The organism is Novosphingopyxis sp. YJ-S2-01 (genome assembly GCF_016093175.1).
GTDB lineage: Bacteria > Pseudomonadota > Alphaproteobacteria > Sphingomonadales > Sphingomonadaceae > Novosphingopyxis > Novosphingopyxis iocasae.
Window position 1 is genome coordinate 633,489 of sequence record NZ_JAEDAI010000001.1, and the last position, 12,983, is coordinate 646,471.

Consider the following 12,983-nt stretch of genomic DNA (forward strand, 5'->3'; position numbering starts at 1 on the left):
CAAAACCGGTCCAGGCCGTTTCCGGAAACGACCAGTTTTCTGCTTTGATTTCTGAAAATGGTGCGGTCGAGAAGACTCGAACTTCCACGGCCTTTCGGCCACAACGACCTCAACGTTGCGCGTCTACCAATTCCGCCACGACCGCACGCCGTTTGCAGGTAGGCCGGTGCCATTAGCAAAGGGGTATGGCCGGCGCAACGCAATAACTCGCATTTGTAGCGCAATAATCTGATTGGCACCGACGGTCCGTCGCTGCACTCAGCTCGCTTCGCTGGCCCAGCCGATTTCCAGTTCGGTCGCTGCGCGCGGTACATCGAGTTTTGCCTCGTTGAACTCTGCCTTTCCGCCCGGCGCCAAGGACCGGACCGGCGGCTTCATCGTCCAGCTATAGACCGCGCGCCCCTGCGAATCCTTCAGCACCACCAGCAGGGGCGGGACCCTCTGTTCGATGGCGCTGCTGTTCACGATGGTGCCGCTGGCTGCGAAATACTCGGTCCCGTCGGTCAGCGTCTGCCGATCCTGCTGCTTGTCCAGCACGATCTCCAGCGCAGGCTGCTCTGCGGCGAAAGACACCCCGCCGTCCAAGACGCCCGATTGCCATATCCCAAGAGCCCCGATCACGATCATCAAGGCGAAAAGCGCTGCGGCAATGGTCCACATCTTCGCCGGATTACGCCGCGGGCGAAACGGGGGCTCGTGCGCGAAGCTGCTGCGACGGGGCGCGTCCTGCCGCTCATAGCGCGGCGGGGTGATCGGCGGCGGTGAAGGCTCCTCGATTGGAACGCGTGAAGACGGCGCGCTGGGCGCTTCGACCGGGGCAGCGTTGCCTTCGGAAGCCGCGCTCTTTTCGGTCGGTTCCGGCTCCGGTGCCTGCTGGAACCAGCTATGCTTGCAGGAGGCGCAGCGCACTTGCCGCCCCGTCGGACCGACAGCGGCATCAGGCACGACGTAACGCGTGCGGCAATTGGGACAGGTCAGGAGCATCGGAAGCCCATAAACATCAGCGGCGAATCAAGCGCAAGCGGCGAAGCACTGTGCCTTCCTCCATGACGCCGTCCTAACGTCCTGCTTTACGTTCGCGCAAGCATTTGCCATCGCGGAAGCTGCGATGGAGCATGTGGTGGAATTTCAGAATGTCGGCCTGCGCTACGGCACCGGTGCCGAGACGCTGTCCGATATCAGCTTCACGCTTTTCCCCGGTAGCTTCTATTTTCTCACCGGAGCATCGGGTGCCGGCAAGACGTCACTTTTGAAGCTGCTATACTTGTCGCAGCGGCCGAGCCGGGGGATCATCAGATTGTTCGGCGAGGACGCGGTGACGATGCCGCGTGCCCGACTGCCAGGATTTCGCCGCCGCATCGGTGTGGTATTCCAGGATTTTCGGCTGGTGCCGCACCTTTCCGCATTCGACAATATCGCGTTGCCGCTGCGGGTCGCGGGCGTGCCGGAACAGGAGCTGGCCGGGCCGGTCAAGGAAATGCTGGACTGGATCGGCCTGACCGATCGATCGAGTGCGCGGCCTGCCACGCTCTCGGGCGGCGAACAGCAGCGGGTTGCCATCGCGCGCGCGGTGATCGGTCGTCCGGAGATTCTCGTCGCGGACGAGCCGACGGGCAATGTCGATCCCGACCTTGCCGTGCGCCTGCTAAAATTGTTCAGCGCGCTCAACAAGCTCGGCACGACGGTGGTGGTGGCAACGCATGATCTTCACCTCATCGGAAAGGTGAGCGGCGCGCAGATGATGAAGCTTGATCGTGGGCGACTTTCCGATCCGACGGGCAGTCTGCGCCATCCCCCCCAGCCGCTCGTCCTGGGCGCCTGACCGGATATCATGGCCATCCGCTCTGCCTTGCCCGCGCAGGATCGCAATCTGATGCCCGAAGGGCGTCTCAGCGGTCCCATGCCGTGGGTGATCGCGATCATGGTGTTCCTGACCGTTCTTGCCGCCGCTGCCGGCCTGCTTCTCGCATCGGCGAGCGCGGATATGGGCCAGGAGTTAGCGCGTCAGGCCACGGTGCAGGTTCTCGCCGCGGAGCCGCGAGAGCGCGACGCGGAACAGGCCCGTGCGCTTTCCGCGTTGCGTGCGCTTCCCCAGGTCACCGATGCAGCCTCCGTTCCGCCGGCCAAGGTGGAGCAGCTTCTGGCACCATGGTTCGGCGGGGCATCGATTGCGTCCGAATTGCCGATTCCCGCCCTGATCGATGTGACCCTCACCGGTCCTGCTGATGCCGGGGCGCTGCAGCGGCTAAGAGTCGCACTCGAACGGGCTGCGCCCAGTGCACGGGTGGATGCGGACGGTGCCTGGCTCGCCCCGGTACGCGGCGCACTGCAATCGCTGCAATGGCTGGCCGCGGCACTGATCGTTCTGCTGGGGATCGCCACCGCGGCGACGGTCGTGCTGGCGGCGCGCAGTTCCCTCGGCAATCATCGTGAGACCATCGCGATCGTGCATCTGCTCGGCGGGACCGATCACCAGATTTCAAGGCTCTTCCAACGCCGCATGGCGCTGGATGCTGCTTTCGGTGCCATTCTGGGCTTCGTTGCCAGCGCCGCCTTGCTGTACGCCCTTTCCCGCCAGTTTCTGGAACTCGACACTCCGCTAGTTCCGGTAGTCGGAGCCTCTCCGCTACTTTTTGCCGTTCTCCTCGTGATCCCCGTCGTCACCGTGCTATTGGCCGTGCTAATGGCGCGCCTGACCATTTTGGGCGCGCTGAGGAAGATGCTGTGATCCTGCGTATTCTATCGGTGCCGCTGCTTGCTTGGATCCTGGGCTTCGCCTGGTTCGCGCTCTTGCTGCCTGAGCCGGCGGGCGATCAGCAGACCGACGCCGTCGTGGTCCTGACGGGCGGTGCCAACCGGATCGACCGCGCGCTCGATGTCCTGCGCAACGGCGAGGCGAAATATATGCTCATCAGCGGCGTCGATCCCGATGTGCGCATTGCCGATCTGGAAGCCGAATATGACTGGCCCAAGAAGCTGGAAAAGTGCTGCATCGATCTGGGTTTCCGTTCGGTCGATACACGTTCCAACGCTACCGAGACGGCGCGCTGGGCGGAGCGCCGCGACGTGCATTCGATCCGGCTGGTGACGAGCGACTGGCACATGCGCCGGGCCGAGCTGGAGCTTGCCAAGACGCTACCTACGGACATCACGCTGATCCCCGATGCGGTGCCGACCCACCCCAGCTTCGGCCAGCTGTTCCGCGAGTATAACAAATACTGGCTACGCGTGGCCGCTTCCTGGCTCGGGATCTGATCATGACGATCCGGCGTATTCTTTATGCCTTAGTGTTTTACGGCGGCAGCATCGTTTATGTGCTGTTCGGTACGCTGATGGCATTCGTGAACCGCGAACTGCTGGGCCGGATCACCGAGAATTGGAGCCAATTCCAGTATCGCTGCATGGCGGTGATCGGCGGGGTGCAGGTGCGGATCGAAGGCGATCTCCCGCGCGGGCCATTTCTCTACGCGATCAAACATGAGAGCTATTTCGAGACGATCGATATGCCGCGGCTGTTCGATCGGCCAGCGGTGATCGCTAAGGCAGAGCTGCTGCGTATACCGCTATGGGGTTTGGTGGCGCATCGTTATGGCGTGATCGGGATAGACCGGGCGGGCGGGGCGAAAGAGCTGCGCATTATGCTGAAGCGGGCACGGCAAATGGTGGACGCCGGGCGGCCGATCGTGATTTTTCCGGAAGGAACGCGGGTGCCGCCGGGCGAAGCCCCGCCGCTGCGATCGGGTTTTGCCGGGCTCTACAAACTGCTCTCGCTACCAGTCGTGCCGATTGCGGCGGACAGCTCGGTTCGGGTCGACCGGAACGGGCTGCCGACCCGCAAGGGGGCGATCGTCTATAAGGTGGGAGAGACCATTCCCCCGGGGCTGCCACGCGAAGAGGCCGAGGCGCGGGTGCACGCGGCAATCAACGCGCTGAACTTACCGGGTGCCTAAGCGCTGAGATAGGCTCGCAGCGCGCGCACGACGGCGTGGTTATCCTCCTCGGTACCGATCGTGATCCGCAGCGCGTGGGGCAGGCCCTGCCCGGGCAGGTGCCGCACGGCATAGCCAGCATCGGCAAGCGCCTGCTGCGCACCTGCCGCATCGCGTTCGCCCTCGAACAACACGAGCACGAAATTGGCGTGACTCGGCACGACACGCAGGCCGTGATTGGAAAGCGCGGCCAGTTCTTCGGAAAGCCAGGCCCGCCATTTGCGGTTGTGCGCGCGCGCTTCTTCGATAAATTGCGCGTCGCGCATGGCTGCGGCGGCCATCGCCTGCGCAGCGCTGGTGGTGTTGAACGGGCCCCGGATGCGGTTGAGCGCGGATATGATGTCCGGATGCCCTGTCGCCCAGCCGACGCGCTCCCCGGCTAGGCCGAAGATCTTCGAGAAGGTGCGCGTCACCAGCACATTAGTTGCGCGGCGCGACAGTTCGAGGCCGCCATCTTCCTCGTCCCCGCCCAGATATTCGGCATAGGCGTGGTCGAGCACGAGCAGCACCGATGGCGGCAACGCTTCATGCAGCCGGGAGACCTCCGCCTTTGTCGAAAGCGTGCCGGTGGGATTGTTGGGATTGGCGAGGAAGACAACCCGCGTGCGCTCCGTCACCGCAGCCAGGAGCGCGTCGATATCGGTTGCGTAATCACGGTCGGGCGCTTCGACCGGCTCCGCTCCGCAGCGCCTAGCCACGATTTCGTAGAGCGAGAAGCCGTAGCGCACATAGAGCACCTCATCCCCCGGCCCGGCATAAGCCTGCGCGGCGAGGCCCAGCAGCTCGCCCGAACCCGTGCCGCAGATGATGCGATCAACATCGAGGGCTTCCACCGCCGCAATCGCTTCCCGCAAGGCGCGCGAATCCGGATCGGGGTAAAGATTGCGCGCCGCGCCAAGATGCTCGAGCGCGTCGATTGCAGCTTGGGACGTGCCCAGCGGGTTTTCATTGGCCGACAGCTTGATGAGCGGCTTTCCGCCCTCGGCCTTGCTCTTGCCGGGAACATAAGCGTGGATCGCGTCGATCCAGGGTTTGGGCGTGGGGGCGTGCGTGCGTTGGGACATGGGCCCCCGTGTAGTCCTGCCGCGCGGCGCCGCCAAGCGCCCGCTTGTGTGACGGCGCGCGCTTGCTAAGGCGGCGGCATGGATGAACGGTTCGGACCCGATCGCAAAGTGCGCCTGCTCGGCCCTGTCGCGCTCGACAGCGGCAGGACCTTCGCGCCGGTCGAAATCGCCTATGAGACTTATGGCGCGCTGAACGCGGATGCGAGCAACGCCGTCCTGGTCTGTCATGCGCTGACCGGCGACCAATATTGCGCCTCCGACCATCCGCTGACCGGAAAGCCGGGATGGTGGGCGCGTATGGTGGGGCCGGGCAAGCCCATCGATACGGACCGTTTCTGCGTGATCTGCGCCAATGTGCTGGGCAGCTGCATGGGAAGTTCCGGACCGTCGAGCGAGGATCCGGCGACTGGCCAACCCTATGGCATGGACTTTCCGGTGATTACCATTGGCGACATGGTGCGCGCGCAGGAGCTGCTCGTCACCCATCTGGGCATCGACCGGCTCCATGCGGTCGTCGGCGGGTCGATGGGCGGCATGCAGACGCTGGCCTGGGCAGCACTGTTCCCCCACCGGGTGGCGCGTGCCGTGGTGATTGCCAGCGCGGCGCGGCATTCCGCGCAGAACATCGCGTTTCACGAAGTCGGCCGGCAGGCGATTATGGCTGACCCCAAATGGCGTGGCGGCGCTTATTATGCCGAAAACGATCCCCCCACCGCGGGCCTTTCCGTGGCGCGCATGGCCGCGCACATCACCTATCTTTCGGAAGCGGGCCTTACCGAAAAGTTCGGACGACGGCTGCAAGACCGCGCCGACAAAAGCTTCGGCTTCGACGCGGATTTCCAGGTGGAAAGCTATCTGCGCTATCAGGGCCTCAGTTTCACCGGCCGCTTCGATGCCAACAGCTATCTCTACATCACGCGCGCGATGGATTATTTCGACCTCGCCGATCCGCACGAGGGTCGTCTTGCACGCGCCTTTGCGGACACGGCCACGCGGTTCTGCCTGGTCAGCTTCGATAGCGACTGGCTTTATCCCACTGCCGAATCACGGCGCATCGTCCATGCGCTGAACGGCGCGGGCGCGGATGTGAGCTTTGTCGAGCTGAGCAGCCCCTTCGGCCATGACGCCTTCCTGCTCGACAATCCGGAGCTTGATCGGGTGGTGAGCGGCTTTTTGGGCGCTGGCACGTGAGCGCGCTTCGGCCCGACTTGGCGATTATCGCCCGGCATATCGAGCCGGGCGCAAGGGTGCTCGATATCGGCTGCGGCAGCGGTGATCTGATGGCGACGTTGCGCGCCGAGAAGCAGGTTGATGCGCGCGGGCTGGAGATCGATGCCGCCATGGTATCGGCCGCCGTCGGGCGCGGGTTACCGGTGGTGCAGGGGGATGCCGGGCATGATCTGGCGAATTACCCATCGGGAAGTTTTGGCTATGCCGTGCTCAGTCAGGCGCTTCAGACGATGGACCGGCCTGCCGATGTGCTGGAGCAGCTGCTGCGGATCGGCGGGAAGGCGTTCGTGTCGTTCCCCAATTTCGCCCATTGGCGCGTGCGGGCCAATCTGGCGCTGCGCGGGCGCATGCCGGTCAATCGTGCCTTACCGGAAAGCTGGCATGAAACGCCGAATATCCACCATCTGACCATCGCCGATTTCCGATCTCTGGCGGGTGAACGCAAAATGCGCATCGAACGATCATGGTATCTGACAGGCGGCGAGCAACGCGCGGATCGGCTGGCCAATCTGCTGGCCGAGCAGGCAGTATTCCTGCTGTCGCGCTAATCTTTGCCGGCAATGCCGTGCGCGATCATGCGATTGGCTTCTGCAGCCAGCGACGCGGCATCGCCTTCATCCCCCCAGACCACATAGCGAAGGCCCAGAAACACGTTCATCCCCATGATCGCCCAGGCCTGAAGTTCGCCGACATCATGGCGCAATTCGCCCGTTTCGGCTCCGGCGCGCAGACGGCCCTCGATGCGGCTGGCAATGGTTTCGTAATGGCGGCGATAGCTTTCCGGGTCGACGAACTCGGCCTCATCGATGATGCGATAGATTTCCTTATGCTCGCGCGCAAAGGCGAGAAAGCTCTGTAGCGCCAGCCGCTCGATGGCGAGCGCGCCCGTCTCCTCTCCGATCGCGGCGGCGGCGTGGCGTCCCACCTGACGCGACAGGTCGCGCACCAGCGCGCGGAAGATCGCATCCTTCGATTCGAAATAAGTGTAGAAGCTGCCGAGCGCCGTACCGGCGGCGCGTGTGATCGAGGCGATCGAGGCCTCGTGAAATCCCTTTTCGGCAAATTCCTCCGCCGCCGCATCGAGAAGCTTGCGCTGCGTACGCCGTCCGCGCTCCGTGCGTGGTTGCTTGGCGTCATCCGCATCACTTTGCCGCGTTGTATCGGTTGGCTCCGTCATTCGTATCCCCTCACCTCGCGCATGGCAGAATTGGTCGCAGCATGACCACATACTTGCACGCGCCTGTTGGCCGTTCTGTCGCGGCCCGTCTATCGCGTGCATATCTATAGTTGAAAGGTGGTTCAACTTTCATTATTGCGGACGGCAGAGAGACGGCTCCGCCCGTCCGATCGACATCTGTGAGGGGATTTCCGATGGCACTTTCGACAGCTTCCATGCGCGCAGCGCTGTTTTCCGGTGTGGCTCTTGCGGGCTTTGTCGCCACTCCGGTGACGGCGCAGACCGCCAATTCGGCGCCCGACCAGAATGTTCTGGACGCTGAAAGCGCCTCGTCGTCTCCCGAGGCCGAGCAGGCCGGAAACAACAATGAGATCGTCGTGACCGCCCGCCGCCGCGAGGAGCGGTTGCAGGACGTGCCGATTGCAATCACCGCCTATTCGGGCGAGCAGCTGCAGCAATCGGGCGCAATCGATATTATCGATATTGCGCAGACCACGCCCAGCGTAACGTTGGAGGCCTCGCGCGGCACCAATTCCACGCTCACCGCCTTCATCCGCGGCGTCGGCCAGCAGGATCCGGTCGCCGGGTTTGAAGCGGGCGTCGGCATCTATTTGGACGATGTCTATCTCAACCGTCCGCAGGCAGCGGTGCTGGAAATCTACGATGTCGAGCGCATCGAGATTCTGCGCGGTCCTCAAGGGACGCTCTACGGCCGCAACACCATCGGCGGCGCGATCAAATATGTAACCCGCCGGCTGGGCGATACGCCTAGGCTCAACCTGCGGGCCACCTACGGCACCTATAATCAGGCGGATCTGGTGGGCAGCTTTGCTATGCCGCTGGGCGATAGCGGCTTCGCCATCGGCGGCGGGGGCGCAGTGCTCTCGCGCTCCGGCTTCGGCACCAACCTCACCACGGGGCAGGAGAATTACAACAAGCAAATCCGCGCCGTTCGCGGCACCATCGAATATGATCGCGGCCCGCTGTTCGTGCGGCTGTCCGGCGATTATACGGACGACAACAGCAATGCGCGTGGTGGGCACCGTCTGATCCCAGGCCTGGTCAGCGGGATCCAGCCGCTGGATAATGTCTATGACACGCGCGGCGCCCTGAACGATCCAAAGCAGGATGTGGAGGCCTATGGCGGCTCGCTGTTTGCCGAGCTCGAGGCGACGGATTGGCTCACGCTGCGCTCCATCACCGGCTGGCGAAAGGACGACAGCGGCACCCCGATCGATTTCGACGCACTGCCTGCGGTCGATGTCGATGTGCCCGCTTTCTACAACAACAAGCAGTTCAGTGAGGAAGCGCAGGCGCTGTTCGACTTCGGCCGCCTGAACGCGCTCGTCGGCTTCTATTATCTCGATGCCAGCGCGCGCACGGTGTTCGACGTGCGTCTGCCGGGCGGCGTCACCGCGCTCACCTTTGGTGATGTGAACACGGAAACCTACGCCGTCTTTGCCGACGCGACCTATGACATTACCGATCAGCTCAGCATCTCGGTGGGTGGTCGCTACACTTGGGACGAGCGTGATTCGACGATCAACCGCGCCGTCTATCTGGGCGGCGGATCGCCCTTTTTCGGTGGCGGCGGTTTTCTGTTCGCTCAGCAGACCGATTTCGAAGGCGTGCGCGATTTCAAGCGTTTCACCCCGCGCGCCTCGATCAGCTTCCAGCCGAACCGCGACAATCTGTTCTACGCCAGCTACTCGAACGGCTTCAAAGGCGGCGGCTTCGATCCGCGCGGCGTGGGCACCGCGGCGCCCGATACGAACGGCGACGGCACGCGCAGCTATCGGGAAATCTACAATTTCTTCACCTTCGAGCCGGAAACGGTCGATGCCTATGAAATCGGCTACAAGGGCTCGCTGTTCGATCAGCGCCTGAACGTGGCGGTCGCCGCATTCCGCTCCGACTATAATGATGTGCAGATCCCCGGTTCGGTCGGCGCGACGGTGAACGGGCAGCAGACCTTCATCGGCATCACCACCAATGCCGGCCGTGCGCGCATCCAGGGCGTGGAGTTCGAAGGCAACGCCGTGATCGCGCGCGATTTCGCGGGCCCCGCCAGCCGGTTCAGTCTGGCCGCTACGGCGGGCTATCTGGACGCGAAATATCTGCAGTTCATCGATGCGCGCGGCATTGATGTGGCCGATAACCGCGCCTTTCAGAATACGCCGGAATGGACCGCGAGCGGCACTGCCAGCCTCTCGCTGCCCGTCGGCGCGGGCTATGTCGATGCCAGCGCTACCGCGTCCTATCGCAGCAAAACGCAGCAGTTCGAGTTGCGCAATCCGCTGCTGGACCAGCCGGGCTTCACGCTGTTCGATGCGAACATCGTCTGGCACGCACCGGGGGACCAGTTCACCCTGGGGCTCCACGGGCGCAACCTGTTCGACAAGCGGTACATCGTGTCGGGCTACAATTTCCTGCGTCAGAATCCGGACACGGGCCAGTTCATCCTCGCTAACGGTCAGCCCGGCTACAGCTCCACTTTGGGCAATGAAGGCATCGCGACCGCCTATTACGGCAATCCGCGTCAGGTCTTTCTGACCGCCGGCATCAAACTCTGATCGTCACGCGGCGCGCTGCAGGGGGCAGCGCGCCGCACCCCAGTCTACCGGAAACATATGATGACCAGCCAAGCTCTTCCTTCGCCCGGCCGGCGCGCGGGCGTGCTCGCCATGCTGCTGCTGGTCTACACCTTCAATTTTCTCGACCGGCAGATCCTCTCGATCCTGGCCGTACCGATCAAGGCAGACCTCGATCTTTCCGATACGCAGCTCGGCGCGCTCGGCGGTATCGCCTTCGCGCTGCTCTATTCCACGCTGGCCATTCCGCTCTCGCTGCTGGCCGACCGGACCAGCCGCAGCTGGGTCATCACCATCTCGCTTGCCGTCTGGAGCGGCTTTACCGCCTTATGCGGGATCGCTGCGAATTTCTGGCAGATGTTCCTGTTCCGCCTCGGCGTTGGCGTGGGGGAGGCCGGCGGTGTCGCGCCGAGCTACGCCGTGATCGCGGACTATTTCCCGCAGGAACAGCGCGCGCGGGCGCTCTCGATCTACTCGCTCGGCATTCCGCTGGGTTCGGCAGCGGGCGTGCTGTTCGGCGGCTACATAGCCAGCGAGATCGAGTGGCGCACCGCCTTCATTGCGGTTGGCCTTGCCGGCGTTCTGATCGCCGTGCCGTTTAAGCTGTCCGTGAAGGAGCCGCTGCGCGGCGGGTTCGACGATCATGCCGGGGATGCCCAGCGGCCCGCCTTCGGAACGGTGTTCGGTATCGTCTCGAAGAAACCCAGCTTCTGGTTGCTCGCCTTCGGGGCAAGCTTCAGTTCGATGTGCGGTTACGGCCTCGCATTCTGGCTACCGAGCCTGATGCAGCGCAGCTTCGGCCTCAATTTGATCCAGACCTCGCAGTTCATCGGTGCCGTCCTGCTGATCGGCGGCAGCGCAGGTGTGCTGGGCGGCGGCTGGCTGGGGGACCGTCTGGGCGCGCGGGACAAGGGTGCTTATGCCCGAGTGCCGGCAATCGCTTTCGCCATCGCGGTGCCGCTGTTCGCCGCGGGCATGCTGACGGGATCGGTGCCCTTGGCCTTTGCGCTGTTCCTGGTGCCGCAGGCGCTGGCTTATGTCTGGCTCGGCCCGGTCATCTCCGCCGTGCAGCATCTCGTGCCCGCGAATATGCGCGCCACCGCCTCGGCGAGCTTCCTGTTTATCAACAATCTGATCGGCCTGGGGCTGGGATCGCTGGTGCTGGGTGCCGCATCCGACGCGATCACCGCGCAATATGGCGCCGAGGCTTTGCGCTACGCCATGGTCGGCGCGCTGGTCTTCTACCTGATCGCCGCGCTGCTGATGGCGCTCGCAGCGAAGCATCTGGAGAAGGATTGGGTGAGGTGAAGGCTGGAACCCGCTAGCGGGGATCGGAAAATCAGCGCTCCTTGGTCGCGCTGAACTTCAGCTCCGGGTTCTTCTCTTCCTGATAGCCTACGTCCCAGGCCGATTTCGCCAGGAACACCGCATTGCCGTCGCGGTCGCTCGCCAGGCTCGACTGGTTGATGCGCTTGAACGCTTCGATCGCCTCTTCCGGACCGATCAGCCAGCGCGCGGTGTCGAACGGGGCGGGCTCCAGCGCAGCCTCCACCTTATATTCCGCCTCGAGCCGGGCGATCAGCACTTCCAGCTGCAGCTGGCCGACCACACCGATGATGTGGTTCGCGCCGATCTCCGGGTAGAACACCTGGATCACGCCCTCTTCCGACAGATCGTCGAGCGCCTTTCGCAGCTGCTTGGTCTTGGTGGGATCCTTCAGCTGCACGCGGCGCAGGATTTCCGGCGCGAAATTGGGCAGACCGGTGAAGCGGATGTCGTTCTTTTCGGATAGCGTGTCGCCCACACGGAGCGTGCCGTGATTGGGGATACCGATGATATCGCCCGGTTCGGCCGTATCCGCGATCTCGCGGTCCTGCGCGAAAAACATGATCGGCGAATGCACGGCGATGGGCTTGCCCAGCCCCGAGGGCGTCAGCTTCATACCGCGCTTGAACGTGCCCGAACACAGCCGCATGAACGCGATCCGGTCCCGGTGCTGTGGGTCCATATTGGCCTGCACCTTGAAGATGAAGCCGCTGACTTCCTTTTCGTCCGGACCGACGGTGCCTTCTTCAGTGGGTTGTGGGCGCGGCGGCGGAGCATAGCGGGAGATGGCCTCGATCAGTTCGGTCACGCCAAAATTCTTCAGCGCGCTACCGAAATAGACGGGCGTCAGATCGCCGTTACGATAGGCCTCCAAGTCGAACGGCGCATAACCGGCGGCGGCCAGTTCGGCGCCCTCGCGCAGTTCGTCGGCGCGCTGGATGGTGTCGTCCAGCTTTGAGTCGTCCAGGCCGGAAAACTCCGCGGCCTTCCCCTCATATTCCTTCGATCCGCCGCTCGGCATCGCCAAGCGATCGCGTTCCAGATCGTACAGACCCTCGAACAGGCCGCCCATGCCTGCCGGCCAGCTCATCGGACAAACGTCGAGCGCCAGCATGTCCGCCACTTCGTCGAGCAGTTCGAACGCGTCCCGGCCCTCGCGGTCAACCTTGTTCACGAAGGTGATGATAGGAACGGAGCGCAGGCGGCAAACCTCGAACAGCTTGCGCGTCTGCGGCTCGATACCCTTGGCTGCGTCGATCACCATGATGGCGGAATCGACGGCGGTCAGCGTGCGATAGGTATCTTCCGAAAAGTCTTCGTGGCCCGGCGTATCGAGCAGGTTGAAGGTAATGATGTTGCCGTCCGCGTCCGGCCGCTCGAACGTCATGACCGAGCTGGTGACCGAGATGCCGCGCTGCTGCTCGATCTTCATCCAGTCTGACCGGGCACGCCGCGCCTGCCCGCGGGCCTTCACCTCACCCGCCAGATGGATCGCGCCGCCCTGCAGCAGCAGCTTTTCGGTCAGCGTCGTTTTACCGGCATCGGGATGCGAGATGATCGCGAATGTGCGGCGGGAGGAGGTCATGCTTTTTCCAACTGTTCAACA

Annotated in this window: 12 protein-coding genes and 1 tRNA gene; 8 read left to right on the forward strand and 5 right to left on the reverse strand. The window is 63.6% G+C overall.

Going from position 1 to position 12,983, the window contains the following annotated elements:
• Positions 1-58: 58 nt before the first annotated feature.
• Both I6A82_RS03040 and I6A82_RS03045 read right to left on the reverse strand, forming a co-directional pair.
• Positions 59-145: transfer RNA gene (locus I6A82_RS03040), tRNA-Leu, on the reverse strand.
• A gap of 113 nt (positions 146-258) precedes the next feature.
• Complete coding sequence (locus tag I6A82_RS03045) at positions 259-984, reverse strand: zinc-ribbon domain-containing protein (protein ID WP_198093677.1); 726 nt, start codon at positions 982-984, stop codon at positions 259-261.
• Positions 985-1,120: 136 nt separating this feature from the next.
• On the opposite strand from I6A82_RS03045, the gene ftsE reads away from it, so the two are divergent.
• From ftsE to I6A82_RS03065, 4 genes are read left to right on the forward strand one after another with little or no spacing between them, the layout of a single operon-like run.
• Positions 1,121-1,822, forward strand: coding sequence for a cell division ATP-binding protein FtsE (ftsE, locus tag I6A82_RS03050; RefSeq protein WP_442945050.1), 702 nt, complete (start codon positions 1,121-1,123; stop codon positions 1,820-1,822).
• A 9-nt stretch (positions 1,823-1,831) separates the two neighbouring features.
• Positions 1,832-2,728 carry a cell division protein FtsX gene (locus tag I6A82_RS03055; RefSeq protein WP_198093679.1) on the forward strand — a complete coding sequence of 299 codons (897 nt, stop codon included), beginning with the start codon at positions 1,832-1,834 and terminating at the stop codon, positions 2,726-2,728.
• A complete protein-coding gene (locus I6A82_RS03060; protein ID WP_198093680.1) occupies positions 2,725-3,255 on the forward strand; it encodes a YdcF family protein in 531 nt (176 codons plus the stop codon). Before I6A82_RS03055 ends, I6A82_RS03060 begins: the two co-directional genes overlap by 4 nt.
• 2 nt (positions 3,256-3,257) lie before the next feature.
• Positions 3,258-3,950 carry a lysophospholipid acyltransferase family protein gene (locus I6A82_RS03065; RefSeq protein ID WP_332310924.1) on the forward strand — a complete coding sequence of 231 codons (693 nt, stop codon included), beginning with the start codon at positions 3,258-3,260 and terminating at the stop codon, positions 3,948-3,950.
• On the opposite strand, the gene hisC is transcribed toward I6A82_RS03065, so the two are convergent.
• Positions 3,947-5,053 carry a histidinol-phosphate transaminase gene (hisC, locus tag I6A82_RS03070; protein WP_198093681.1) on the reverse strand — a complete coding sequence of 369 codons (1,107 nt, stop codon included), beginning with the start codon at positions 5,051-5,053 and terminating at the stop codon, positions 3,947-3,949. The genes I6A82_RS03065 and hisC overlap by 4 nt on opposite strands.
• 78 nt (positions 5,054-5,131) lie before the next feature.
• Here hisC and metX point away from each other — a divergent pair, with 78 nt between their 5' ends.
• Together metX and metW are read left to right on the forward strand one after the other, a co-directional pair.
• The gene (gene metX / locus I6A82_RS03075; protein ID WP_198093682.1) at positions 5,132-6,244 is read left to right on the forward strand and encodes a homoserine O-acetyltransferase MetX; all 1,113 of its coding nucleotides are present in this window, start codon (positions 5,132-5,134) and stop codon (positions 6,242-6,244) included.
• Positions 6,241-6,831 carry a methionine biosynthesis protein MetW gene (gene metW, locus I6A82_RS03080; RefSeq protein ID WP_198093683.1) on the forward strand — a complete coding sequence of 197 codons (591 nt, stop codon included), beginning with the start codon at positions 6,241-6,243 and terminating at the stop codon, positions 6,829-6,831. The genes metX and metW overlap by 4 nt, the downstream gene beginning before the upstream one ends.
• Here metW and I6A82_RS03085 read toward each other — a convergent pair.
• Complete coding sequence (locus tag I6A82_RS03085) at positions 6,828-7,460, reverse strand: TetR/AcrR family transcriptional regulator (RefSeq protein ID WP_198093684.1); 633 nt, start codon at positions 7,458-7,460, stop codon at positions 6,828-6,830. The genes metW and I6A82_RS03085 overlap by 4 nt on opposite strands.
• 194 nt (positions 7,461-7,654) lie before the next feature.
• On the opposite strand from I6A82_RS03085, the gene I6A82_RS03090 reads away from it, so the two are divergent.
• Positions 7,655-10,033: a TonB-dependent receptor gene (locus I6A82_RS03090; protein ID WP_232343247.1), complete on the forward strand. Its 2,379-nt coding sequence runs from the start codon at positions 7,655-7,657 to the stop codon at positions 10,031-10,033.
• A 60-nt stretch (positions 10,034-10,093) separates the two neighbouring features.
• Positions 10,094-11,359 carry a spinster family MFS transporter gene (locus tag I6A82_RS03095; RefSeq protein ID WP_232343248.1) on the forward strand — a complete coding sequence of 422 codons (1,266 nt, stop codon included), beginning with the start codon at positions 10,094-10,096 and terminating at the stop codon, positions 11,357-11,359.
• 31 nt (positions 11,360-11,390) lie between these two features.
• Here I6A82_RS03095 and I6A82_RS03100 read toward each other — a convergent pair whose 3' ends face one another.
• Positions 11,391-12,962, reverse strand: coding sequence for a peptide chain release factor 3 (locus I6A82_RS03100; RefSeq protein WP_198093685.1), 1,572 nt, complete (start codon positions 12,960-12,962; stop codon positions 11,391-11,393).
• Positions 12,963-12,983: the final 21 nt, after the last annotated feature.